We start from the raw sequence: 23,590 nt of genomic DNA, 5'->3' as shown, positions 1-23,590 counted from the left end.
CTCGGCACCAGCTGACCTGCACCTATAGACTCGTGTGGTTGCGAGACGTCCGTCGGGCCGAAGGCCGGAGCCGGGCGTGCGAGCCGAGTAGAAGAAGGAGCTCATGACCGACACCACGTTGCCTCCGGAGGGGCCGGGGCACGACCGCATCGAGCCCGTCGACATCCAGCAGGAGATGCAGAGCAGCTACATCGATTACGCGATGAGCGTGATCGTGGGCCGTGCTCTGCCCGACGTGCGTGACGGTCTCAAACCGGTGCACCGTCGCGTGCTCTACGCGATGTTCGACAACGGCTTCCGCCCCGATCGCGGGTATGTGAAGTCGGCGCGCGCGGTCGCCGAGACCATGGGCAACTACCACCCGCACGGCGACGCGTCGATCTACGACACGCTGGTGCGACTGGCCCAGCCGTGGTCGATGCGTTATCCGCTTGTCGACGGCCAGGGCAACTTCGGTTCCCGCGGCAACGACGGCGCGGCCGCCATGCGGTACACCGAGTGCCGACTCACGCCGCTCGCGATGGAGATGCTGCGGGAGATCGACCACGAGACGGTCGATTTCCAGCCGAACTACGACGGCCGCACGCAGGAACCCACGGTTCTCCCCAGCCGTATCCCCAACCTGTTGATCAACGGTTCGGGTGGCATTGCGGTGGGTATGGCCACCAACATTCCGCCGCACAACCTTCGTGAAGTCGCCGAGGCGATCTACTGGGCGCTCGAGAACTTCGAGGCCGACGAAGAGACCACGCTTGCGGCCGTGATGGAACGGATCAAGGGACCGGACTTCCCGACCGCCGGCCTCATCACCGGCAGCCAGGGCATCCACGACGCGTACACGACCGGTCGTGGCTCGGTGAAGATGCGCGGCGTCGTCGAGATCGAAGAGGACGCCAAGGGCCGCAACACCATCGTGATCACCGAGTTGCCGTACATGGTCAACCCGGACAACCTGATCACCTCGATCGCCGAGCAGGTCAGGGATGGCAAGATCGCCGGCATCTCCGACATTCACGACGAGTCCTCGGATCGTGTGGGTATGCGCATCGTCGTCACGGTGCGTCGCGACGCCGTCGCAAAGGTCGTCCTCAACAACCTGTACAAGCACACGCAGCTGCAGACCAGCTTCGGCTGCAACATGCTGTCGATCGTCGACGGGGTGCCGCGCACGCTGCGCCTCGACCAGATGATCCGGTTGTACGTCAACCACCAGGTCGAAGTCATCGTCCGGCGCACCCGCTACCTGCTGCGCAAGGCCGAGGAACGCGCCCACATCCTGCGTGGCCTCGTCAAGGCCTTGGACGCGCTCGACGAGGTCATCGCAATGATCCGTGCGTCCGAGACCGTCGACATCGCTCGTGAAGGCCTCATGCGCCTGCTCGACGTCGACGAGATCCAGGCCGACGCGATCCTTGCGATGCAGCTCCGTCGCCTCGCCGCTCTCGAGCGGCAGAAGATCGTCGACGACCTCGCCGAGATCGAGCGCGAGATCGAGGACTACAAGGACATCCTCGCCAAGCCCGAGCGGCAGCGCGCGATCGTCCGCGACGAGCTGAAGGAGATCGTCGACAAGTACGGCGATGATCGTCGTACGCGGCTGGTCGCAGCCGACGGTGACGTCAACGACGAGGATCTCATCGCACGCGAGGACGTCGTCGTCACCATCACCGAGACCGGCTACGCCAAGCGCACGCGCACCGACCTCTATCGTTCGCAGAAGCGCGGCGGTAAGGGCGTCAGGGGCGCCGAGCTCAAGCAGGACGACATCGTCAAGCACTTCTTCGTGACGTCCACCCACGACTGGCTGCTGTTCTTCACGACCAAGGGCCGGGTGTACCGGGCCAAGGCGTACGAGCTGCCCGAGACCAACCGCACGGCGCGTGGTCAGCACGTCGCAAACCTGCTGGCGTTCCAGCCCGACGAGCGCATCCAGGGCGTCATTCGTCTCAAGACCTACGAGGACGCGCCCTACCTGGTGCTCGCGACCCGCAACGGTCTGGTGAAGAAGTCGCGCCTGTCGGACTTCGACTCCAACCGTTCGGGTGGCATCGTCGCGATCAACCTGCGCGGTGACGACGAGATGGTGGGCGCCGTGCTGTGCTCCGCCGACGACGACCTGCTGCTCGTGTCGGAGCAGGGCCAGTCGATCCGCTTCTCGGCCACCGACGAGGCGCTCCGCCCGATGGGCCGTGCGACGTCCGGTGTGCAGGGCATGCGGTTCAACGGTGACGACAAGTTGCTCTCGCTCAACGTCGTCAAGGAAGGCACTTATCTGTTGGTCGCAACCTCCGGCGGTTACGCGAAGCGCACCGCGATGGAGGACTACCCGGTGCAGGGTCGCGGCGGTAAGGGCGTCCTGACGATCCAGTACGACCGGAAACGTGGCACCCTTGTCGGCGCACGCATCGTCGAGGACGACGACGAGTTGTACGCCATCACCTCGAGCGGCGGTGTCATCCGTACTGCGGCGAAGCAGGTGCGCAAGGCAGGCCGTCAGACCAAGGGCGTGCGGCTCATGAATCTGGCCGAGGGCGATACATTGCTCGCGATCGCGCGCAACGCCGACGAGCCGGACGAAGCCGACGCAGCCGGAGCTAAGGAGTCGTAAGTGAGCACTCCCCAGGGACCGAACGGGGCCGATCGCGGGCAACCCGGTCGGAAGCCGGAGGACCGTACAGAGAACGAGGTGAAGCCCGAGAAGCCGGGCGAGCAGCGGGGCCCGGCACCGGAGCAGAAACCGGCGCCGGGGAATCGCCCGTCTCAGACAACCGGGGTACCGGCGCAGGGCTCGTCCGGTCCGACAGCGGAAGCGCCGGCGCAGCCGCGTCCCCCGGCAGATGCGGCACCCGCGCAGAAGGCCGCCGAGGCGCCGTCGAATGCGGCCCCGGAGAAGTCTGTTCAGGGCGACGCCCCGAAGTCCGGTGGTGCATCCGCGGCCGACGGTCAGGGGCGCACAGGGCAGATGCCTCGCTCCGGCGGCCCGACCCCTCCCTGGCAGCGGGGAACGGCCTCGGCGCAGTCGGGTGCCCCGCAGAACGCTCCGCAGACGAACGTTCCCGGTGTCGGCCCCGGCCTCTCCGAACAGGGCGGATCGTCTCAGCGTCCCGCTGCGTCGGCGGGTAAGGGCGCTGCGGCCGGCGGTACGAATCCGTCGACGCGTCCCGTCGTGACGGGTACGGCCGCTCCCAAGGCCACCGGAGGGGCTCGCCCGGCCGGTACTGGAGACGCCGCTCGCGCGGCGGCCGACCGGGTCGCCGCGGCGAAGGCGGATCGGGCTGCCGCGGTGAAGGCGAAGTCGGCGGTCATCGACGGCCCTACCCGGCACATCGAGCGCAAGGATCTCGCCAAGGATCTGCCGGATCTGTCCGCCGTGAAACATCCGTCGTCCGGCTCGCCGAGCACGGGGGAGACCCCTCAGGTGAGCGCGACCGCCGCCACGACTGCGGTTCCCACGGCGATCCCTGCTACCGGACCGCTGCGGGCCACCGTCCAGATCCGCCGTATCGACCCGTGGTCGATGCTGAAGATCTCGTCGGTGATCTCGGTGTCGCTGTTCTTCGTATGGATGATCGCGGTGGGCCTGCTCTACGGCGTGCTGGCCGGTATGGGGGTGTGGGAACGCCTCAACAGTGCGTTCACCGACATCGTCTCCGACTCCGGTAGTGGTGCGCTCGTCTCGGCCGGCCAGGTGTTCGGCTACGCGACGATCATCGGCATCGCCAACACGGTGCTGCTGACGGCTCTCGCGACCCTCGGCGCGTTCATCTACAACCTCTGCACCGATCTCGTCGGTGGTGTTCAGGCGACCCTCGCCGACCCGGATTGACCTGCAGGAACGCTGCCCCGCCGAGGCGATTTGTTTCCGGCGGCCCCGGTGGGGTAGTGTTCCATCTCGGTTCGAGGGCCTATAGCTCAGGCGGTTAGAGCGCTTCGCTGATAACGAAGAGGTCGGAGGTTCAAGTCCTCCTAGGCCCACTCCCGTGCCGGAAGGATGATCGGAATGAAGGTTCTCGCGCTCGTGGGAACCGGGATTCTGATCGTTCTCGGAATCGCTCGCATGCTTCGGAGCGAAGACGAATGGCACGTGGTTCCCAGTCGCTGAAGCGGCGGACGGGGCCTTAGCTCAGTTGGTAGAGCGCTGCCTTTGCAAGGCAGATGTCAGGAGTTCGAATCTCCTAGGCTCCACAATCACATGAATACAGGTAAGGGCGTTTCCGATCTTTCGGAAGCGCCCTTTCTCTTTTGCTGCCCCGGCCCGTGTGCCCACATTCCACACTCGAAGGGTGACTTCCCGCCTCTCGCCGCGACTCGCCGAGATCGTCGCTGCCCTACCTCTGGAGCCGCACCTGAGGGTGCTGGAGATCGGCTGTGGACCCGGGGCTGCAGCGCGTGCGATCGCCGACCGGTTGACCACCGGGCACATCCTCGCCATCGACCGGTCCCGGGCGGCGATCGACCGGTTGACCTCGTCGTCGGGAGCTCTGATCGCTGCGGGCCGGTTGCGTGCGCGCTGTGTCGCCGTGGAGGATTTCGTCCCGGCCGACGACGAGGCGCCGTTCGATCTCGTCTTCGCGGTCCGGGTCGGTGCGCTGGACGGTCGGCATCCCTCTGCGGGCAGGGCGGCTCTGGAGCGGATAGCTGCTGCGACGCGTCCGGATGCGCGCCTGTTCGTCGACGGGGGTGATCCACTGAGGGAACTTCCGATCCCGAGGGGATCGTGAACGGTCCCTAACCGGTGCGCCGTTTCACGTGAAACATCAGGCCAGTGCGATGGTGAGAACCCGCCGGATCGAGACGCGTACGTCGTCGAGTCCACGACCGGCCTCGATCAGTTCCGTTCCCTTGTGCACGAGCGCGGTGACGAGCTCGGCATCGAGTTCGGGATCCGCGACTCCGAGGGCCTGCAGCGCTTCGACGAGGGGGAGGACCAAGTCCTGATGCATGGCGTGCATGCTCTCGTCGCTGAACGCCTGAGGCGTGAAGGTGGCGAGCGCACCGACGATCGCGTGCTCGCCCTCGGCGACGAGCTGCAGATTGACATCGATGTACGTCAGCACCCGCTCCGCCGGATCGGACACCTTATCCATCGCCTCGACCACGCGCGTGTTCCAGCGAGGGAACATGTCGACGACGACCGCGTGCAGCAGGTCGTCGCGCGAATCGAAGTAGTTGTAGACGCTCGACCGGGCCAGACCCGCACGACGGGCGACATCGCCGAGCGAGGGTGCCTGCTCCGGTTTCTCGGCGAGGAGTTCGAGCGCCGCGTCGAGGAGGGCACGACGCTGCGCGGCACGATGCTCCGCGACCGTCGCTGCGGAAATCTTCGGCACCGCCGGCCCTCCTCGTTCAGCTGTCGACCGTTCAGTCGTGCGGTCGAAGTCTTCCGTCGACCATCTCGAGCACGCGGTCGCAGTGCCGCAGGATGTCGTGGTCATGGGTGACCACGATCGTAGCCACTCCACTGGTATGGGTTTCCCGTGCCAGCAGCTCGACGATCTCGTGGCTGCGTTTCCGATCGAGTGCGGCGGTGGGTTCGTCGACGAGCAACAACGACGGTTCGGCCATCAGGGCCCGCGCGATGCCGACACGTTGACGCTCACCGCCCGAGAGCTGCCCGGGCCGCCGGTGGGCGCGGTGTTCCATGCCCACCGAGGCGAGCAGCTCGTCGGGGTTCCGTCCGGGGCGTCCAGCGATCTTCTCGACGAGGAGCAGCTGATCGCGTGCGGTCAGTGCGGGGAGGAGGTTGCCGGACTGGAACACGAAGCCGACCCGTTCCCGGCGCAGCTTCGCCGTCGCCCGCGGGTCGAGCGCGGTCACGTCGATGCCGTCGACGCTCACCGTGCCGGACGTGGGTCGGCTGAGGCTACCGGCGACCGCCAGCAGACTCGACTTGCCGGCACCGGACGGCCCGACGATGGCGACGAGTTCACCCGACCCGACGTCCAGGTCGACGTGATCGAGGGCGCGGACCGTGCTGTCGCCGTCGCCGAAGGACAGGCAGACGTCGGACAGTGCAAGACCGGTGGAGGTGGTGACGGTCATCTGTTCTCTCCCAGGGCGGCGAGCGGATCGACACGGACGATGCGGACCACGGCAAGGGCGGCGCCGAGCAGGCCGAGGACGACGAGCAGGACGGCACCTTGAAGGATGGGGCCGGATTCGAGAACGAACGGCATGCCGCTGCCCTCGAGACCCGACCCGAGGCCGAGACCGACGAGCACACCGAAGGCGACCGAGCCGACGAGCACGATCACGGCCTGCAGGAGGGCGTCGCGCAGGAGGAATCCGGTGGAGGCACCCATGGCTCGGAGGACGGCGATCTCACGGCTGCGCTGCACGGTCCAGATCGTGAAGAACGCTCCCACGACGAGGGCTGAGATCGCGTAGAGGAAGGCGGTGATCATCGACATCGTCATCATCTCGGCGCTGTAGCCGGGGGAGGAGTCGAACGATTCCTCCAGGGTCTTCGACGCTGTGCCGGCCTCCGCGTCGCCGGCGGCGAGGTCGGGCAGTGCTCCGTCCACACCCTCGATCGCGACCACGCTGGCTTCGGTGTACGCGCTCGGAGGGACCTGCTCACCGAGGCGGACCCCGGCGTGGATTTCCTGCCAGGTGTTCAGCGGCAGGTAGGCGACGTCGACGTGACCGAAGGTGCGCTTGTCCGAGGTGAACCCGACGACGTTCAGCCGGGTACCGAGACGATCGACGACGATCGTGTCGCCGAGTTCGACGCCGGTGTCGCGGGCGCTGTCGCTGAGGACGACATCGGTGTCACCGCCGAGCGGTGCACCTTCGGCGACCGAGGGTTCGAGGAACGAGCCTGGCCGGATGCCGAAGAGCGTGAGGTCGACGGGGACCCCTCCGTCGGTCTTCGCGTTGACGATGGTGTTGCCGAACAGTTCGGCTCGAGCGACGTCCGGGCGGGCACGCCAGGTGTCTGCCTGGTCTTCCGTGACCACGGACCGGGAGAACGCGGAGTCGGTCTTGGTTCCTTCGGCGAAGGCGAATGCCTGGACCGGTGTGCGCTGCAGTGCGGAGACGCCGTCGACGACGAGACCGGACGACAGGCCGGACAGGATCACCATGAGGATCGAGATGAGCGCGACGACGGCGCCCATCAACAGGAAGCGGGTGCGCGCGAACCACAGTTCGCGCATGGCAAGAAACATGTGGAGTCCTTCGTGGGCTGGACCGGACATGTGCCCTCGATCTTTTCGACGGCACGTCGATATCTTACCGACGCGCTGTCGTTATCTTTGGTGATGGTTACTACATCGAGTAGTAATCGCAGGTGAGGGAAGTATTCTGGCCACATGGCCGTCGATGTGGAGACCGTGAGGCGCGTACGCGCGGTCTTCGTGTGCGGACTCTCGGCAACCCTGAGCATCGCCGCGCACGCAGTTGCCGGCGGTGCCGTGCCGCAGCAGGACGCTCTGGTCTTCCTCGCCGGGCTCGCGGTCGCCTCAGGGATGCTCGCCGCGGAGACCCGGCTCCCGGTGCCGCTGCTCCTCGTCCTCGGCCAGATTGCAGGACACCTCGTGCTCGGACTGCACGACGGTCACCTGCACACCCCGGCACCCGGGATGCTCGTCGCACACGCCGTGGCCGTCGCAGTGGCAGCCCTGCTCGTCCGGGGCGCAGAGAGGAGCTGCGAGGTCGCCCTCACGGCTCTGTGCCGGATGATCCCCGCGCTGTTCCGCGCGCTGCCCGTGACCGTCGCGGAATCCATCCGCATCACCGACCGTCCCCGCGTGGGTCCGGGAGTCCGGCTCGTCGGTGGAGTGGGATCCCGCGGGCCGCCCGCAGTTCTCCGATAGGTCCCCTGTCGGTCGCCGTCGTCGGCGACCGTTCGTCCGGTGTGCCCGACGGCCACCACCGATCACGGAGAATCATGAAGAAGACACTGCTCTGTACCGCAGTCGTCGCGACGGCACTGCTCGCGACCGCCTGCGGATCCGATACCGCCCCCACGACCTCGGCGGACGCCGTCGTCATCTCCGATGCCTGGGTGAAGGCATCCGACACCGGGATGACCGGCGCCTTCGCCGAGATCGAGAACACCGACAGCGGCGACGTGCACATCGTGGGCGCCTCCAGCCCGTCCTCCGCATCCACGGAACTGCACGAGATGGTGTCCGCCGAAGGAACGTCGATGGTCATGCAGGAGATGGGCGACGGGCTCGTCATCCCTGCCGGCACGACCCACACTCTCGCTCCCGGCGGCGATCACCTCATGCTCATGGACCTCGTCGAACCCCTCCGGCCCGGCAGTGCGGTGAGCGTCACGCTCGAGTTCGCGGACGGTTCCACCGAGGAGTTCACCGCCCAGGTCCGCGACTTCGCCGGGGCGCAGGAGGAGTACGTGCCGTCCGAGGAAGCGATGCACGGTGGCCACGTTCAGTAGGCGCACTCTGCTCGGCGGCGGGGCCGCCGCACTGGGTGCGGCGGGACTCGGCGCGGTCGGCGGTGGGGTGGCGGTCGCATCCCGCGTTCCCGAGCCGATCGGCGGGCGGACCGTCGGGATCCACGGCCCCCACCAGGCGGGTATCGACACCTCCGCGCAGTCGTTCGCGTCGTTCGTGGCGCTGGATCTCGTCGACGGTGTCGACCGTGACGGTCTCGTCGGGATCATGCGGGTATGGGCCGAGGATTCGCGGCGGCTCACCATTGGGACACCGGCGCTGGGCGACACCGAACCCGAACTCGCCGTCGACCCGGCCCGTCTGACCGTCACGGTCGGCTACGGTCCCGCGGTCTTCGACGCCGCGGGGCTGACCGACCTGCGACCGGCATGGCTGAAGCCGCTGCCGGCCTTCCCGATCGACCGGCTCGAGGAACGGTGGTCGGGCGGCGACCTGCTGTTACAGGTCTGCGCCGACGACCCGGTGACGGTCTCGCACGCCGTCCGCACGCTCACGAAGAGCGTGAGGTCGCTGGCGACGATCCGCTGGGTCCAGCGCGGATTCCGGCGGGCTGCCGGCACGCGACCCGACGGCACGACGATGCGCAACCTCATGGGACAGGTCGACGGCACCGTCAATCCCGTTCCACACAGCCCGGACTTCGACCGTCAGGTGTGGAATCCGGGCGACCCGCCGTGGATGGCCGGTGGCACGTCGCTGGTTCTGCGCCGGATTCGCATGGAACTCGACACGTGGGACGAGCTGGATCGCCCCGCTCGTGAACTCGCCGTCGGCCGCCGACTGTCGAACGGAGCCCCGCTGACGGGTTCCGAGGAAGGCGACGACGCCGACTTCGAGGCCACCGATCGGTTCGGTATCCCGGTGATCCCGCCGGAATCGCACGTTGCGCGGGCACGTCCCCGCACCGGCGACGAGCAGTTCCTGCGACGGGGTTACAACTACGACGACCAGGACGGCGCCGGTCTGTTGTTCGCCGCCTACCAGGTGGACGTGGACCGTCAGTTCGTCCCGGTGCAGCAGCGCCTCGCCGAGCACGACGCGCTGAATCCGTGGATCACCCCGATCGGGTCGGCGGTATTCCTCGTCCCACCGGGATTCGGTCCGGAGGGGTATCCCGGCGACAGACTGCTGGGTGTCTGAGACAAGACGGCGACGTATGTGGAATCGAGGTCTAGCCTCGATGATGTGACCGAGATTACACAGATACGTCAGGGTTTCGCGTCGCTGCGGGAAGGCGGCCTGAACTGGGACGCCTTCCCGCTCCGGCTCTTCGCGAAGGGCAACGCAGCGCACTGGGACCCGATGGACATCGACTTCTCCCATGACGCCGAGGACTGGGCGTCGCTCAACTCCGAACAACGCCGCAGTTCGACCTATCTGGTCGCGTTGTTCGTCGCCGGCGAGGAGGCCGTCACGCAGGACATCCTTCCGTTCCTCCGCGCGATGGAATCGGAGGGCCGGTTGGGTGACGAGATGTACCTGACCCAGTTCTGCTACGAGGAAGCCAAGCACGTCCAGGTCTTCCGTCGCTGGATGGACACCGTAGGACTGACGTCCGACCTGCACCCGTTCGTCGCCGAGAATCCCTACTACCGGCGGTTGTTCTACGAGGAACTGCCTCGATGTCTCCGGGTCCTCGAACGCGATCCCTCCCCGGCCAACCAGGTCCGGGCGAGCGTCACCTACAACCACGTCATCGAGGGCAGTCTGGCGCTCACGGGCTACTACGCGTGGCAACAGGTGTGCACGAAGCTCGGGATCCTGCCGGGGATGCAGGAGATCATCCGCCGCATCGGGTCCGACGAGCGCCGGCACATGGCCTGGGGAACCTTCACCTGCCGTCGACACGTGGCAGCGGACGACTCGAACTGGAACGTCGTGTTGCAGCGCATGGAGGAATTGCTTCCTCTCGCGACCGGCATGATCCAGTGGCAGAACGAGCAGTTCGACGAACAACCCTACGGTCTCGACAACGACGAGTTCATCTCCTACGCCGCCGACCGAGCCCGGAGACGGCTCGGCGCAATCGAATCCGCGCGCGGCCGTCCGCTGGAGGAGATCGATCTCGATTTCACCCCCGCCGTGCTCGAGGACCGATTCGGGGAGGAGGACGCCGCCGCACTCGCGGCGGTTCCCGCGCCCGACCGCACCCCGGCGGACTGAGCGGGGTTCGATCAGAGCAGTACGCCGACGAGGATCGCGATCAGCACGAGGACGGCGATCACTCCGATGACGACCGTTCTCGTGTTGCCGGTCTTCTCGTCGTCCGCGGTGTCGGCGGTGAGCACCGGAACGGGTGCGGCCTTCTCCCTCGCTGCCATGCGGTCCTTCGCGGTGCTCTCGGCCACGAGATGTTTCTCCTCGAGTTCGCGCAGCCGCGCGAGACCGCCGGTGAGTACGTCGGTTTCGTCGTAGGAGGGCGGAAGCCCGATCCGGGTCTTGTTGGTCTCGCGGGCGGGAGTGAACCCGGCCGAGAGGATCGCGGCGCCGAGTGCCGCCGTCTGTTCCGGGCCCGGCCCTACGAGGCTGCGCACCGTGAGCTTCGTGGCGAGACTGTTCGCGATCTCCTGGATGTGGCTGCGGTCGCGTGCGACGAGACCGTCGCCCATGACGACGACGGCCTCGAGATTGCTCGGCATCCAGCCGAACGATCCGAGGGCCGTGGCGAGTTGGGCCGCCGGAGACGGAGCACCCTGGGCGGGGGTGCGATAGGCCTTGCCGGCGGGCTCGCCCGAGCGGACGAGGGTGACGGTCGAACCACCATCGTCGAGATGGAAGACACCTACGAGTTGCCCTGGGGTCTCGGAGATCTCGGATGCGTACCACGCAGCGGCCGCCTGGGCGTCCGACACGAGATCGACGTGCCGTAGATCCGCGTAGTCCAGGGCCGCGCGCAGCGTCGCGACGGTGTTCGGATCCCAGTGCGACGGGTAGGTCGCGGCGTAACCGGGATCGCTGTCCCTGTCCATGCCGCCGAAGGTCGGCAGGGGGTGGCACTCCCGCAACAGGCAGTGGATGGCGGTCGCCATCGCATCCTCGGCGCGGTACATGCGGCCGTCACTGGCGGTGATGCCCGAGGCGTCGCCGACCCGAGTGAGGAAGCCCGCGATGGTGCGTGCTTCGTCTCCGTGCGCGACACTACCGAGCGACGTGGTGCCGTCGTGGTCGACGTGCAGGACCGTGTCGCGCGCGAGTACGACGGGGTCGGGAGTGCCGGGTTCGTTGGATGCGATGACCGCTGTGGACACGACTCGCCCGATCCGGAGTCCGACACCGATCGCCATGTCTTCCCTTCTTCGAGAGCCTGCTCGTCCGTCTTGCTGCCGAGGACCCGACTCGCTCCGGGTGCGCCGGACAAATGCACCGCTTCGGGCGCGAAGAACGATTGTGGCAGACAGGGAGGGAAGTGCCGACCTTACTTACCGGTAAGTGCGTGTTACAGTCCGTACCGCCGTGACGAGGGACACACGGCTCCGGTGGATCCAGGTGGAGGAACAACATGGTGGGGCGTGCTCGGAAGTGGATGGCCGCGGTGGTGACGACGACCGTCCTTGCGGGTGGTCTTCTCGGAAGCGCGGCGACAGCGGGAGCCGAGACGGACTTCTATCTCCCGCCCGATCCGCTGCCGACGGGTGCTCCCGGCGACATCCTGCGCACGGCACCGTCCGATCTGGCGCTGCGCGTGCCGGTCGCCGAGGGGGTCTTCCCCGGCCAGGGCACCACGCTGTTGTACCGAAGCAACGACGCCAAGGGTGCTCCCAACGCGGTGAGCGGCACCTACATCGAGCCGTCGACGCCGTGGAACGGTTCCGGCGACCGGCCGCTCGTCGCCCTGGCCATCGGTACCCACGGTCAGGGTGATCAGTGCGCGCCGTCGCGGAACCTCGGGGCGCTCGTGAACTACAACCCGCCTCTCGACTTCTTCACCGAGTACGAGGTGCTGTCGATCAACGCGTTGCTGCTGCGCGGCATCGCCGTGGTCGTCACCGACTACGACGGGCTCGGTACACCCGGGCACCACACCTACGTGAACCGGGCCGCCGAGGCTCATGCCGTCCTGGACTCGGTCCGTGCGGCACTGAAGCTCGAGAACGCCTCGGTGACCGAGAACAGCCCGATCGGCCTGTTCGGATACTCGCAGGGCGGTGGCGCGTCGGGCGCGGCGGTCGAGCTCGCTCCCGAATACGCCCCCGAACTGAACCTCGTCGGTGCCTATGTGGGTGCTCCCCCCGCCGATCTCGTGGCAACGCTGAAGCAGATCGACGGCACGCTGCTCACCGGAGCGATCGGTTACACGATCAACGGTCTGGGCGAGGCGTACCCGGAACTGCGCGACGAGATCGACGCCGAGGTCAGCGATCGCGGCCGGGAGATGCTCGCCGCGGTGGCGAACCAGTGCGTCCCGGAGACGGTCGCGAACTTCGCCTTCCAGCGCACCGGCGACTACACCCGCACGGGTGAGCCTCTCGACGTCGTGCTCGACCGACTTCCCCAGGTCCAGAAGATCCTCGAGGAACAGCGCATCGGCAAGCGCACCCCGTCCGTGCCCGTCCTGCTCCAGCACGGCACGCAGGACGACACCGTCCCCTACGGTCAGGGCCGGGAGTTGGCGCTGGACTGGTGCGACAAGGGCGCGACAGTACAGTTCCTGCCCAACACGACGCCGCCCATCCTCCCCGGCTTCGTCATCAACCACGCGGTGCCCATGATCGCCGGGCTGCCCGACTCCGTCACGTACATCGAGGCGCGACTGCGCGGTGAGCCCGCACCGTCCAACTGCGGAACCTTCTGACACTCCGATCGATTCACGGCCGATCCGGCCCGCACTCCCTCCCGGGGTGCGGGCCGGATCCGTACGAAGGATCTATACCGAGTGGCGGGTGTCGATGATCCGGCGCGCGACGTTCGTCTCCGACGACGGACCGGGTTCCCAGCGTGCGATCCACGGACCGGTGCCTTCGCTCGGATCGAGCACACCACGCTCGAGCCACTCGTATCTGCCCTCGAGAACGCCGGCCGCGGTGTACCGGTCCTCGGAATCGGTGTTCGTCCACAGGGCGTCGAACAATCTCTCCACCCGCAGCCGCGACTGCCGGCAGAAGGCGTCGGCCAGTTCGAAGGCCGCATCGGCTCCGGGATGTCCGTCGACGCGTTGCCGTTCGGCGCGTACACACACGGCGGTCGCGGCGAACAGCTCGGCTCCGATATCGACGATCCGTCCGAGGAAGTTCTCCCGTTTCTCGAGTCCGGCCTGCCAGCGGGCCATCCCGTAGAAGGTCGAGCGGGCGAGCTTGCGCGAACTGCGTTCTATGTATCTCAGATGTGGTGCCAGGGAACCGAATTCGCTGTAGGTCCGTGGTAGTTGTCCTTTACCGGCGACAAGCTTCGGTAGCCACCGGGCGTAGAATCCGCTCGCTCGTACCGCGGCCTGGGCCTTGGCCTTGCCCGTCGAGTCGGGGTCGGCGAGTTCGCCGGCGGCACGCAGATGGGCGTCGACCGCCTCGCGGGCGACGAGCAGACGCATGATCTCGCTCGACCCTTCGAAGATGCGGTTGATTCGCAGGTCGCGGACGAGTTGTTCTGCGGGAACGGCTCGTTCACCGCGCGCTGCGAGCGACTCGGCGGTTTCGTAACCGCGGCCCCCGCGGATCTGCACGAGTTCGTCGGCGATGAGACACCCCATCTCGCTCGCCCACAGTTTCGCCAGGGCGGCCTCGATGCGGATGTCGTTGCGCTGCTCGTCGTTCATCTGTCCCGACAGTTCCACGACGGACTCGAGTGCGTAGGTGGTCGCTGCGATGAACGAGATCTTCGCGGCGACGGCCTCGTGCTCACCGACGGGCTTACCCCACTGGACTCGCGCCGACGACCATTCGCGGGCGATCTTCAACGCCCACTTCCCGCCACCCGCGCACATCGCGGGAATGGCGAGCCGGCCCGCGTTGAGCGTCGTCAGCGCGATCTTCAGGCCGTCGCCCTCGCGCCCGATGAGGTTCTCCTTCGGGACCCGCACTGCGTGCAGCCGGGTCACGCCGTTCTCGATACCGCGCAATCCCATGAAGGCGTTGCGGCGTTCGACGGTGATGCCGGGGGAGTCCGCCTCGACGACGAATGCAGAGATCCCTCCGCGGTGACCCTCGCTCTTCGGGACGCGGGCCATGACGACGAGTAGTTCCGCGACCACCCCGTTGGTCGTCCACAGCTTGACGCCCTCGAGTTCGTAGGCGTTCCCGTCCTCGATCGGGGTGGCGGTGGATGCGAGTCGGGCGGGGTCGGAACCGACGTCGGGTTCGGTGAGCAGGAAGGCCGAGATGGCGCCGCGCGCGCATCGTGGCAGGAAGCGTTGCTTCTGTTCGGGGGTGCCGGCGAGTTTCAGTGGTTCCGGCACACCGATCGACTGATGGGCCGACAGCAGCGCACCGATGGTGGGATGCACCCCGGCGACGACCGTCAGGGCCCGGTTGTAGGCGACCTGCGACAGGTCGAGACCTCCGTACTCCTCGGGGATCTTCATGCCGAAGCAGCCGAGTTCGGCCAGTTCGCGCACGTACTCGTCGGGTATCCGCGAGTCGCGTTCGATGCGGGTGCCGTCCATCGAGCGGCACGCCGCGCGGAGTCGGGTGAGGAACTCCTCGGTGCGGGCGTCCTCGTCGGGCGTCGGGCGTGGGAAGGGGTGGACGAGGTCGAGGGTGAGACGTCCGAGGAACAGTTCCTTCGCGAAGGACGGCTTGTTCCATTCGGTTTCGCGGGCCTGCTCGGCCACTTCCCGGGCCTGCCGCTCGGTGACCTGTGGGGTTCGGACATCGGCGCTGTCTGCCATGACTGCCTCCGGGTCGCGTGCCTACTGGTGAGTATGCACCCGGATGTGTCGCTTATCACAGATTCCGGTAAGTCGATCATGAAGCGGTGGGTATGTGAACGAGATCACTGCGGGGGAGGCCGCTCGGGACGTGCCGGCTCTTCCGGGCGCGCCTACGCTCGAATCGTCATCGACGACGCGCCCGCCCGTCACTCGCCGATCCTCACCGCGGATCGGAACGGAGGTGGCCATGGAATTCCTGGCCTTCGTCCCCGTCCTACTCACTCTGCTGGGCGTGCTCTACTGTGCGGCGTGCGTCATCGTCGACTATGAGATCCGTTCGGCAGAACGAGAATTCGGCCGAACGGAGAATGCTTCCGCCGGGTCCGGTGGTCAGTCGCCCGACGCGTCGGTGGACTCGGGGGAGACAGGCTTCGAGCCGGCCGTCGGCTCCTGCGACTCCACAGGCCGCACGCGCGGCGGTTCCGGAGCGATCGGAGGGTGGGCCGGCCGGCGTCGCCGGTAGAGCACGACCCCTCCGGCCGCGGCGACGGCAACCGCGCCCGCGATGACGAGACCGGTCCGCCTACCCGTGCGCTCGGGCCTCGCCGCCGATTTCGTGGCGCACCGCGCGGCCGCGGTGCGTCGCGCTGCCGTGAGCAGTCCGCCCGCGACGTCCAGACCCTTGCGGGCCGCGAACAGTCCGGCAGCACTCGAGCCCTGCGCGAGTGCGACAGCGCCCTCGCCGGCCACGCGGAGAGCACCCGCGAGATTGCCGGATTCGTCGTGGCGACGCACGAAGGCGGGAAGCCACACGTCGTCGGTCTCGGCATGAATCAGCTTGCTCATGAGTCCACTCTTCCACATCGGCGGGCACCTGCCCCCGCGACCGGAGCGCGTGTCCTGCGCCGCCTGTCCTGCCCGGGAGGCGGGCAATGGCACCATGGTGGAGTGACTTCACCGCATCAGACAGCAACGGCCACGCTCCACACGAACCGCGGCGACATCGTGATTGCTCTCTTCGGCAACCATGCGCCGAAGACGGTCGAGAACTTCGTCGGCCTCGCCGAGGGCACCAAGGAGTACAAGACCCAGAACGCCAAGGGCGAGACCAGCGGCCCGTTCTACGACGGCGCGGTCTTCCACCGCGTCATCGACGGCTTCATGATCCAGGGCGGCGACCCTACCGGCACCGGCCGCGGCGGGCCGGGCTACCAGTTCGGCGACGAGTTCCACCCCGAGCTGCAGTTCGACCGCGGCTACCTGCTCGCGATGGCGAACGCAGGCCCGGGCACCAACGGCTCGCAGTTCTTCATCACCGTCGGACCGACCCCGCATCTCAACCGCCGCCACACCATCTTCGGTGAGGTCGTCGATGCCGACTCGAAGAAGGTCGTCGACGCGATCGCCACCACCGCCACCGACCGCGCGGACCGCCCGGTCGACGACGTCGTGATCAACAGCATCACCATCGCCTGAGAGAGTTCCCATGACGAACCCCGGCTGGGGCTCCGTGCCCGAGGGTGGTGGCCCGCAGCCCCAGCCGCGGTGCGTTCGCCACCCCGACCGTCCCACCCTTCTCGCCTGTTCCCGGTGCGGCCGCCCCTCGTGCCCCGAGTGCCTGCGCGACGCCTCGGTCGGACAGCACTGCGTGGACTGCGTCGCCGCAGCCGAACGGTCGGTACCGCGTGCCCGCACGATCGCCGGCGCGCCCGTTCGTTCGGATCGGCCGTCGCCGATCGTGACGTACGTGCTCATCGCGCTGAACGTGCTCGTCTTCGGCATCACCGCCGCGCAGTCGGCGAGCGTGCTGAACAACGAGCAGGGTTCGGCCCTGTTCCTCGACTGGGCGCTGTGGCCGCCCCTCATCGCCGCGCAGGACGAATACATCCGGATCCTCGGCAGCGGCTTCCTGCACTTCGGCCCGGTCCACCTGGCCGTCAACATGTTCGCCCTGTGGGTGATCGGCCGCGACACCGAACTCGTGCTCGGACGCGTCCGCTACCTCTCGGTCTATCTCGTGTCGATCCTCGGCGGATCCGCCGCGGTCCTGTTCATGGAAACCGGTGCGGTCACCGCCGGTGCATCGGGAGCGGTCTTCGGCCTGCTCGGAGCGCAGGCCGTCATCCTGCTGCGTCTGCGCCGGAGCCCGGCACCCGTGCTCACCATCGTCGGCCTCAACGTGATCATCAGCATCACGATCCCGGGCATCTCGCTGTGGGGTCACCTGGGTGGTCTCGTCGCCGGTGCCGCCGCGACCGCGGCCCTGTTGTACGCCCCGCAATATCTCGGTGCCGGCAACGACCGGGAACGCATCGTGCGCACCGGATGGATCGCGCTGGTCGCCGTCGTCGTGGTGACGCTGGTCGCGATCGTGCTCGCCGTGCTGCGGCTACGCGCTCAGCTGGGCGTCTGATCGGGCGCCAGATCGCGCACCGCGAGGGCCGCATGGACGGTCCTCGGGTCGGTGCCCAGATCCCACCGGCCGAAGATCATCAGGCTCTCGGTGCCGGTCGCGGGGTCGACCGTGTCGATCTCGAGCATCGGCACGCGCCGCCCGAACCGCGGGTATTCGACGATCCGCACGCGGTGCAGGGCCGCGCGTGGGAACTCGCGACGACCCGTCAGCCGCATCGTCGCGATCCCCGCCCCTCCCGGTAGCACCTCGAGACGCGGACGCTGCCGCAGTGCTAGCGCGACCGTCACGAGGACGAGCGTCGCCGCGAAACCCACCAGCACGCGACCGGCCGCGTCGGGAACCGCGACCGCCGCCGTGACGGCGAGGGCGATACCGGCGACCGACAGGGCCGCGACCGCGGCGGGCGGGGTCGACCATCGCAGCGATGTGTCGTGGTGCATTCGCGTCCTCTTCAGCGTCCTCGTGCGGGACCGATCAGCGGGTTGTGCACAGTGTTATCCCCAGGTGGGGATGAATAACATCGGTGTAACCCGTGGGATGGGAAGTCAGCGCCATCTCATCGTCATGATCAGACCGACGACCATGAACCCGAAGCCGATCAGGAAGTTCCAGGCACCGAGATCGTTCATCCAGGTGATCTGCTCGGCCGCGAGGTAGTACACGATCAGCCACAGCAGTCCGATGACCATCAGGCCGAGCATCACCGTCACGTACAACGCGCTCGACGGCCCGGCCTTGACCTTCACCGGTGTGCGGCTCACCGTCCGGGTCGCGGAGACGTCCTTCTTGCGAACCTTCGACTTGGGCATGATGTCCTCGTTCTCACGACTCCACCCGTCGCATACGGATGGAGTGGTCGGTCGGCTACCTGTTGAGATAACGCTAACGTAAGGCCAGGATCGGAGGTACGACGTGTCGGGACGACGACTGCGCGCACCCGTGTGGGGTGTCGCGACCCTCGTCGTCTGCCTCGTGGCCGGTCTGCTGGTGGGCACCACCCGCGGAGTGTCCGACGGCGACGAACTGCGCGCCGGCGATTCCCCGCGACTGTCCGATCTTGTCCGCGCCGCGCAGGAGAAGGCCGACGAGCTGTCCGCCACACGCGACGATCTCACCGCCCGCATCGACGAACTCCAGAACCGCGCCGCGGTGACGGATGAGGACGTCGCCGCGGTGCTCGACGACCTGTCTTCGATCGAGGACCCGGCCGGTCTCGTGGCCCGGCGAGGCCCGGGCGTGACCGTGACCCTCACAGACGCACCACGCGACGCGAACGGGCGTTATCCGTCCGGTGCGTCACCCGACGATCTCGTGGTGCACCAGCAGGACGTGCAGAGCGTGCTCAACGCGATGTGGGCAGGCGGTGCCGAGGCCGTCGCCATGCAGGACCAGCGGATCGTCGCGACCTCCGCGCCTCGCTGTATCGGCAACACGCTGCTGCTGCACGGACGCACCTATTCGCCGCCCTATGTCGTCACCGCGCTCGGCGACCCGGCGCGGCTGCAGGCCGCGCTCGACGCCGAACCCGGTATCCGCATCTACAAGCAGTACGCGGCGCGTTATCAACTCGGCTACGGGCAGCAGGCGTCGCCCGATCTGTCGGTTCCCGCCTACACCGGTGGGTCGTCCGCGCGCTGAGCCGGGCACCGGGCGGGTCGCCCTCTTCGGGGCACCGGGCGGGTCGCCCTCTTCGGAGCACCCGGGCGGGTCGCCCTCATCGAAGCACTGAGTACCCTCGTCCCATGCGCATTCTCGTCGTCGACAACTACGACAGCTTCGTCTTCAACCTGGTCCAGTATCTGGGTCAGCTCGGAACGACGGCCGACGTGTGGCGCAACGACGACGAGCAGCTCACCGCACCGGGTGCTCTCACGCGGGTCGCGAGCGAGTACGACGGCATCCTGCTCAGCCCCGGCCCGGGCACTCCCGAACGCGCCGGGGTGAGCATCGACCTGGTCAAGGCGTGTGCCGACACCGGCACCCCGCTGCTCGGCGTGTGCCTCGGCCACCAGTCGATCGGCGTCGCGTTCGGCGCGACCGTCGACCGCGCCCCCGAACTGCTGCACGGCAAGACCAGCCTGGTCCGCCACACCGGTGCGGGTGTGCTCGCCGGCCTGCCGAATCCGTTCACCGCGACCCGCTACCACTCGCTGACCGTGCTGCCGGAGACGATGCCCGCCGAACTCGAGCCGACCGGCCATACGGAGACCGGGATCGTCATGGCCCTGCGTCACGCCGAGCTGCCGATCCACGGTGTGCAGTTCCACCCGGAGTCGGTGCTCACGCAGGGCGGTCATCGGATGCTCGCGAACTGGCTCACAGCCTGCGGTGAAGCCCCCGACGAGGCGCTCGTGGCGCGGCTCGAGGCGCAGATGGCCCGGGCGCTCGACGGTGGAGCCGCCTGAGCCGGCCCTGTTCGACGAGAAAGGCGCCGATCCCTTCGGGGACCGGCGCCTTTCGTGATTCACGAGCTGCTCAGCGGATACCGAGCACACCGACTCCCACGGTGATGGGCTGGTTCTTCGAGATCTCCGAACCCGGCGGCTGTGCCTGCGTGATCACCGTGCCGACGAGATCGACGTCGAGCGTCGCCTCGCGCGTCTGCTGGAGCTGGGAGGCGTTGCCCGTCCAACCGGCGCTGCGCAACGCGGAGAGCGCGTCGGAGACCGAACGGTTGGTGATGACGGGCATCTCGATGCGGTCACCGTTGGACACCCGCACCGTCACCGTCGAACCCTGTTCGGTGGAGGCGCCACCGGCGGGACTCGTCGACACGACGGTGCCCTCGGTCTCGCTGGAGTCGATCTGCTCGACGACGACCGTGAATCCGGCGCCTTCGATGTTGTCGCTCGCCACCTCGACGGTCTGGCCCACCACGTTGGGGACGCGCACCAGCTCGGGGCCGGACCCCAGCGTGATGATGATCGGACTGTCGCGGTCGACGCTCGCGCCTGCATCGGGGCTCTGCTCGACGACGAGATCCTCGTCGTCGGCGGCCGACGGAGCGCGGCCGACGTTCGGGTCGAGCCGCAGACCGACGGCGGACAGCTCCTGGGCCGCGCGTTCCTGCGTCATCCCTTCCAGCCGTGGGATCTGCACCTGCTCCGGTCCGCTCGACACCTCGAGCGTCACGGTCGAGCCTTCCTCGGCCTGACTCCCGGGCACGGGACGGGTGTTGATGACGTTGCCGTTCGCCACCACCGGATCGCTCTTCTGCTGGATCGAAACCCGGAAGCCGGCGTTCTGCAGCTGACTCTCGGCGACCTCGGCGGAGACGTTGCGGACGTCGGGAACCGCGACCTGGGCGGCTGTCGAACCGGGTCCGAGCGACCACAGGAAGACGCCGACCACGCCGACGACCGCCACCGCGGCGATCCCGAGCAGCACCTTCTTGAGAACCGAACCGCCACCGGAATCGGCGGCGGGCGCCCCGGCCGCACCGGCGGGCGCGACGCGGCTGTACCGACCGTTGTTGTTGTCGACGGAGTCGATCAGCGTGGTGCGGTCCTCGTCGGTCATCACCATCGGTGCGCTCGGACGCTGTCCGCTCAGCACTCGGATCAGATCGCTGCGCATCTCCGCGGCCGACTGGTAACGGTTCGCGGGGTTCTTCGCCATCGCCTTGAGGATCACCGAGTCGAGCTCGGGCGGCACGGACGAATTCACCGACGACGGCAGCGGCGGATCCTCCCGCACATGCTGGTAGGCCACCGCGACGGGCGAGTCGCCCTTGAACGGGGGCTCGCCGGTGAGGATCTCGAACAGGACGCAACCCACCGAGTAGACGTCCGACCGGGCGTCGACCTGCTCACCGCGTGCCTGCTCGGGCGAGAGGTACTGCGCGGTGCCGATCACCGCGGCGGTCTGCGTCATCGGGCTCGCGGCGTCGGAGATGGCCCGGGCGATGCCGAAGTCCATGACCTTCACCGCGCCCGCCTTGTTGATCATGACGTTGGCCGGCTTCACGTCGCGGTGCACGATCATGTTGCGGTGGCTGAAGTCCAGGGCCGCGCACACGTCGGCGATGATCTCCATCGCCCGCTTGGGGGTCATCGGTCCGTCGGCGCGCACAAGATCGCGCAGCGTGTCGCCCTCGACGTACTCCATGACGATGTAGGGCAGCGGTCCGGCCTCGGTCTCGGCCTCACCGGTGTCGTAGACGGCGACGATCGCCGGATGGTTCAGCGCAGCAGCGTTCTGCGCCTCGCGTCGGAAACGCAGGTAGAACGTGGGGTCGCGTGCAAGATCGGCACGCAACACCTTGATGGCCACATCCCGGCCGAGCCGCAGATCCCGCGCGAGGTGCACCTCGGACATACCGCCGAAGCCGAGGATCTCACCCAGCTCGTAGCGGGAGGAGAGCTTGCGGGGTGTGGTCATGACGTTCCTTGGTTGTTCGTACCGTTGCTGGTTGCGGATGAATTGTCGTCCCCTCCACTTGCGGCCTCGGGGTCGGTCTCGCCGTCGCCGTCACCCTCCGCGCCGCCCGTACCGCCGTCGCCACCACCCGTGTCCTCCGCGGTGGTCGTCGGTGCCGTGGTCGTCGGCTCCGCCGTGGTGGTGGGCTGCGTGGTCGTGGGTGGCACGATCGTCGGTTCCACCGTGGTCGTCGGCTGCACCGTCGTGGTCGGCGTCGGAGTGGGGACGAAGGTCTCCGTCTCGACCGGCGGTGGCAACGGCACGAAGGTCGTCGTGGTGGTCTGCGGCGGCCGGGTCGTCGTGGTGGTGGTCGCGCGCGTCGTGGTGAGCTGTGTCGTCGGCGACGGAGCGCGTGCGGGTTCCTCGTCGTCGCCGCCGAACAGCACGATGACCAGGGTCACGAGGGCGAGTACGACGGCTGCCCCCGCGGCCCAGGCCAGCGCGGTGGGGCTCGGCATACGCCGGCCGCCGTCGTCGGCGGGCGCACCCGAGGTCGGCGGACCCGCCACCGGCGGGCGTCCGGCGGTGGGCGGCTGAGCCGAGCGCGGCACCGACGAGTACGCGGTCTGGTCGTACTGCTGGGTCGGATGCAGGGCGCGGGTCGCGGAGGTCGGGGCAGTGGTCCCGGGCACGCCGGGCGGAAGAACCCGGTTGGCGCTGGTCACGGGCGGCACGTTGCCGGGCGGCGGCACGGGCCGGCCCGACCGCACCGCGGCGACGGCGTTCGCGAACTCGCCACCGTTCGCGTAGCGGTAGGCGGGGTCCTTCGACATCGCGATCTCGATGAGTTCGCGCACCTCGACCGGAAGATCCGTCGGCAGGGGTGCCGGGGTCTCCTGGACGTGCTTCATCGCGACCGTCACCACGCTGTCGCCGAGGAACGGACGTCGACCCGACAACACTTCGTAACCGACGACCGCCAGCGAGTACACGTCGCTCGCGGACGTGGCCTCCTGGCCCAGTGCCTGCTCGGGTGCGATGTACTGCGCGGTGCCCATCACCATGCCGGTGCGGGTGACCGGGGATGCATCGACCGCCTTCGCGATACCGAAGTCGGTGATCTTCACCTGACCCGTCGGGGTGATGAGGATATTGCCGGGCTTGACGTCGCGGTGCACCACGCCGGCGTTGTGTGCCGCCTGCAACGCGCGTCCGGTCTGCTCCAGCATGTCGAGTGCGTGCGGCAGCGACAGGCGTCCCAGCCGCGACAGGACGGCGTTGAGCGGTTCGCCGTGTACCAGTTCCATCACCAGATACGCGATGGACTGGTTTTCGGCGTCAGTGGTCTCGCCGTAGTCGAACACCCCGGCGATGCCGGGATGGTTGAGCTGCGCGGTGGTGCGCGCCTCGAACCGGAACCGGGCGAGGAAGTCCTCGTCGCCGGACAATTCGGCTTTGAGGACCTTCACCGCGACCCGCCGGTCGAGCCGGGTGTCGAGTCCTTCCCACACCTGACCCATTCCGCCGGTCGCGATGAGTCGCTGGAGACGGTAACGGTCGGCGATCATGGCGCCGCTGCTCAGAGCCATG

General features: G+C 67.9%; 22 protein-coding genes and 2 tRNA genes. 14 read left to right on the top strand and 10 right to left on the bottom strand.

Annotated features, from left to right (window positions below):
- The first annotated feature begins 103 nt into the window (after nt 1–103).
- The 5 genes from gyrA to GON09_RS17685 all read left to right on the top strand — a co-directional run bounded on the left by gyrA (nt 104) and on the right by GON09_RS17685 (nt 4,721).
- Nucleotides 104–2,608: a DNA gyrase subunit A gene (gyrA, locus tag GON09_RS17705; RefSeq protein ID WP_213932927.1), complete on the top strand. Its 2,505-nt coding sequence runs from the start codon at nt 104–106 to the stop codon at nt 2,606–2,608.
- Nucleotides 2,609–3,826: a DUF3566 domain-containing protein gene (locus GON09_RS17700; protein WP_213932926.1), complete on the top strand. Its 1,218-nt coding sequence runs from the start codon at nt 2,609–2,611 to the stop codon at nt 3,824–3,826. It begins immediately after the preceding gene.
- A gap of 75 nt (nt 3,827–3,901) precedes the next feature.
- Nucleotides 3,902–3,975, top strand: a tRNA-Ile gene (locus GON09_RS17695).
- Nucleotides 3,976–4,112: 137 nt separating this feature from the next.
- Nucleotides 4,113–4,185 (top strand) — tRNA-Ala (locus tag GON09_RS17690).
- A gap of 98 nt (nt 4,186–4,283) precedes the next feature.
- Nucleotides 4,284–4,721, top strand: coding sequence for a class I SAM-dependent methyltransferase (locus GON09_RS17685; protein ID WP_213932925.1), 438 nt, complete (start codon nt 4,284–4,286; stop codon nt 4,719–4,721).
- Between the two features lie 36 nt (nt 4,722–4,757).
- Here GON09_RS17685 and GON09_RS17680 read toward each other — a convergent pair whose 3' ends face one another.
- From GON09_RS17680 to GON09_RS17670, 3 genes are read right to left on the bottom strand one after another with little or no spacing between them, the layout of a single operon-like run.
- Nucleotides 4,758–5,330 (bottom strand): TetR/AcrR family transcriptional regulator, encoded by a 573-nt coding sequence (locus GON09_RS17680; protein ID WP_213932924.1) that lies wholly within the window; start codon nt 5,328–5,330, stop codon nt 4,758–4,760.
- A 31-nt stretch (nt 5,331–5,361) separates the two neighbouring features.
- On the bottom strand, nt 5,362–6,042 hold the full coding sequence (locus GON09_RS17675; protein ID WP_213932923.1) for an ABC transporter ATP-binding protein: 681 nt from the start codon (nt 6,040–6,042) through the stop codon (nt 5,362–5,364).
- On the bottom strand, nt 6,039–7,169 hold the full coding sequence (locus tag GON09_RS17670; RefSeq protein ID WP_213932922.1) for an ABC transporter permease: 1,131 nt from the start codon (nt 7,167–7,169) through the stop codon (nt 6,039–6,041). Before GON09_RS17670 ends, GON09_RS17675 begins: the two co-directional genes overlap by 4 nt.
- A 144-nt stretch (nt 7,170–7,313) precedes the next feature.
- On the opposite strand from GON09_RS17670, the gene GON09_RS17665 reads away from it, so the two are divergent.
- From GON09_RS17665 to GON09_RS17650, 4 genes are all read left to right on the top strand, one after another.
- Nucleotides 7,314–7,817 carry a hypothetical protein gene (locus GON09_RS17665; protein WP_213932921.1) on the top strand — a complete coding sequence of 168 codons (504 nt, stop codon included), beginning with the start codon at nt 7,314–7,316 and terminating at the stop codon, nt 7,815–7,817.
- A gap of 74 nt (nt 7,818–7,891) precedes the next feature.
- Entirely contained in the window at nt 7,892–8,404 is a 513-nt protein-coding gene (locus GON09_RS17660; protein WP_213932920.1) for a copper chaperone PCu(A)C, read from the top strand.
- The gene (locus GON09_RS17655; protein ID WP_213932919.1) at nt 8,388–9,563 is read left to right on the top strand and encodes a Dyp-type peroxidase; all 1,176 of its coding nucleotides are present in this window, start codon (nt 8,388–8,390) and stop codon (nt 9,561–9,563) included. Before GON09_RS17660 ends, GON09_RS17655 begins: the two co-directional genes overlap by 17 nt.
- Nucleotides 9,564–9,608: 45 nt before the next feature.
- Complete coding sequence (locus GON09_RS17650) at nt 9,609–10,586, top strand: R2-like ligand-binding oxidase (RefSeq protein ID WP_213932918.1); 978 nt, start codon at nt 9,609–9,611, stop codon at nt 10,584–10,586.
- A gap of 11 nt (nt 10,587–10,597) precedes the next feature.
- Here GON09_RS17650 and GON09_RS17645 read toward each other — a convergent pair whose 3' ends face one another.
- Nucleotides 10,598–11,707, bottom strand: a complete 1,110-nt coding sequence (locus GON09_RS17645) for a hypothetical protein (RefSeq protein WP_213932917.1) — start codon at nt 11,705–11,707, stop codon at nt 10,598–10,600.
- A 215-nt stretch (nt 11,708–11,922) separates the two neighbouring features.
- Here GON09_RS17645 and GON09_RS17640 point away from each other — a divergent pair, with 215 nt between their 5' ends.
- Nucleotides 11,923–13,215, top strand: a complete 1,293-nt coding sequence (locus tag GON09_RS17640) for a lipase family protein (protein ID WP_213932916.1) — start codon at nt 11,923–11,925, stop codon at nt 13,213–13,215.
- A gap of 72 nt (nt 13,216–13,287) precedes the next feature.
- Here GON09_RS17640 and GON09_RS17635 read toward each other — a convergent pair whose 3' ends face one another.
- Together GON09_RS17635 and GON09_RS17630 are read right to left on the bottom strand one after the other, a co-directional pair.
- Entirely contained in the window at nt 13,288–15,243 is a 1,956-nt protein-coding gene (locus GON09_RS17635) for an acyl-CoA dehydrogenase family protein (protein ID WP_213932915.1), read from the bottom strand.
- A gap of 372 nt (nt 15,244–15,615) precedes the next feature.
- Nucleotides 15,616–16,071, bottom strand: a complete 456-nt coding sequence (locus GON09_RS17630) for a hypothetical protein (RefSeq protein ID WP_213932914.1) — start codon at nt 16,069–16,071, stop codon at nt 15,616–15,618.
- Nucleotides 16,072–16,173: 102 nt separating this feature from the next.
- Between GON09_RS17630 and GON09_RS17625 the strand changes: the two genes are divergently transcribed.
- On the top strand, nt 16,174–16,701 hold the full coding sequence (locus GON09_RS17625; protein ID WP_213932913.1) for a peptidylprolyl isomerase: 528 nt from the start codon (nt 16,174–16,176) through the stop codon (nt 16,699–16,701).
- A 10-nt stretch (nt 16,702–16,711) separates the two neighbouring features.
- Nucleotides 16,712–17,638: a rhomboid family intramembrane serine protease gene (locus GON09_RS17620; RefSeq protein WP_213932912.1), complete on the top strand. Its 927-nt coding sequence runs from the start codon at nt 16,712–16,714 to the stop codon at nt 17,636–17,638.
- On the opposite strand, the gene GON09_RS17615 is transcribed toward GON09_RS17620, so the two are convergent.
- Both GON09_RS17615 and crgA read right to left on the bottom strand, forming a co-directional pair.
- Nucleotides 17,623–18,081: a PH domain-containing protein gene (locus tag GON09_RS17615; RefSeq protein WP_213932911.1), complete on the bottom strand. Its 459-nt coding sequence runs from the start codon at nt 18,079–18,081 to the stop codon at nt 17,623–17,625. The two genes, GON09_RS17620 and GON09_RS17615, sit on opposite strands and share 16 nt — an antisense overlap.
- 105 nt (nt 18,082–18,186) lie before the next feature.
- Nucleotides 18,187–18,450, bottom strand: coding sequence for a cell division protein CrgA (gene crgA, locus GON09_RS17610; protein ID WP_213932910.1), 264 nt, complete (start codon nt 18,448–18,450; stop codon nt 18,187–18,189).
- Between the two features lie 103 nt (nt 18,451–18,553).
- Here crgA and GON09_RS17605 point away from each other — a divergent pair, with 103 nt between their 5' ends.
- Both GON09_RS17605 and GON09_RS17600 read left to right on the top strand, forming a co-directional pair.
- Nucleotides 18,554–19,279, top strand: coding sequence for a DUF881 domain-containing protein (locus tag GON09_RS17605; protein WP_213932909.1), 726 nt, complete (start codon nt 18,554–18,556; stop codon nt 19,277–19,279).
- Nucleotides 19,280–19,383: 104 nt separating this feature from the next.
- Nucleotides 19,384–20,046: an aminodeoxychorismate/anthranilate synthase component II gene (locus GON09_RS17600; protein WP_213932908.1), complete on the top strand. Its 663-nt coding sequence runs from the start codon at nt 19,384–19,386 to the stop codon at nt 20,044–20,046.
- A 70-nt stretch (nt 20,047–20,116) separates the two neighbouring features.
- On the opposite strand, the gene pknB is transcribed toward GON09_RS17600, so the two are convergent.
- Nucleotides 20,117–22,021: a Stk1 family PASTA domain-containing Ser/Thr kinase gene (gene pknB / locus GON09_RS17595; RefSeq protein ID WP_213932907.1), complete on the bottom strand. Its 1,905-nt coding sequence runs from the start codon at nt 22,019–22,021 to the stop codon at nt 20,117–20,119.
- Nucleotides 22,018–23,589, bottom strand: a complete 1,572-nt coding sequence (locus GON09_RS17590) for a serine/threonine-protein kinase (protein WP_213932906.1) — start codon at nt 23,587–23,589, stop codon at nt 22,018–22,020. Before GON09_RS17590 ends, pknB begins: the two co-directional genes overlap by 4 nt.
- Nucleotide 23,590 lies beyond the last annotated feature (1 nt).

Source organism: Rhodococcus sp. B50, assembly GCF_013602415.1.
Classification (GTDB): domain Bacteria; phylum Actinomycetota; class Actinomycetes; order Mycobacteriales; family Mycobacteriaceae; genus Rhodococcus.
This window is presented reverse-complemented; position numbering and strand designations above follow the sequence as displayed.

Bases quoted from the DNA above. Each gene is read 5' to 3' on its own strand.
- gyrA (WP_213932927.1), top strand. From the start codon at position 104: ATGACCGACACCACGTTGCCTCCGGAGGGGCCGGGGCACGACCGCATC.
- GON09_RS17675 (WP_213932923.1), bottom strand. From the start codon at position 6,042: ATGACCGTCACCACCTCCACCGGTCTTGCACTGTCCGACGTCTGCCTG.
- GON09_RS17670 (WP_213932922.1), bottom strand. From the start codon at position 7,169: ATGTTTCTTGCCATGCGCGAACTGTGGTTCGCGCGCACCCGCTTCCTG.
- GON09_RS17665 (WP_213932921.1), top strand. From the start codon at position 7,314: ATGGCCGTCGATGTGGAGACCGTGAGGCGCGTACGCGCGGTCTTCGTG.
- GON09_RS17660 (WP_213932920.1), top strand. From the start codon at position 7,892: ATGAAGAAGACACTGCTCTGTACCGCAGTCGTCGCGACGGCACTGCTC.
- GON09_RS17645 (WP_213932917.1), bottom strand. From the start codon at position 11,707: ATGGCGATCGGTGTCGGACTCCGGATCGGGCGAGTCGTGTCCACAGCG.
- GON09_RS17640 (WP_213932916.1), top strand. From the start codon at position 11,923: ATGGTGGGGCGTGCTCGGAAGTGGATGGCCGCGGTGGTGACGACGACC.
- GON09_RS17635 (WP_213932915.1), bottom strand. From the start codon at position 15,243: ATGGCAGACAGCGCCGATGTCCGAACCCCACAGGTCACCGAGCGGCAG.
- GON09_RS17630 (WP_213932914.1), bottom strand. From the start codon at position 16,071: ATGAGCAAGCTGATTCATGCCGAGACCGACGACGTGTGGCTTCCCGCC.
- GON09_RS17620 (WP_213932912.1), top strand. From the start codon at position 16,712: ATGACGAACCCCGGCTGGGGCTCCGTGCCCGAGGGTGGTGGCCCGCAG.
- GON09_RS17615 (WP_213932911.1), bottom strand. From the start codon at position 18,081: ATGCACCACGACACATCGCTGCGATGGTCGACCCCGCCCGCCGCGGTC.
- crgA (WP_213932910.1), bottom strand. From the start codon at position 18,450: ATGCCCAAGTCGAAGGTTCGCAAGAAGGACGTCTCCGCGACCCGGACG.
- GON09_RS17600 (WP_213932908.1), top strand. From the start codon at position 19,384: ATGCGCATTCTCGTCGTCGACAACTACGACAGCTTCGTCTTCAACCTG.
- pknB (WP_213932907.1), bottom strand. From the start codon at position 22,021: ATGACCACACCCCGCAAGCTCTCCTCCCGCTACGAGCTGGGTGAGATC.
- GON09_RS17590 (WP_213932906.1), bottom strand. From the start codon at position 23,589: ATGGCTCTGAGCAGCGGCGCCATGATCGCCGACCGTTACCGTCTCCAG.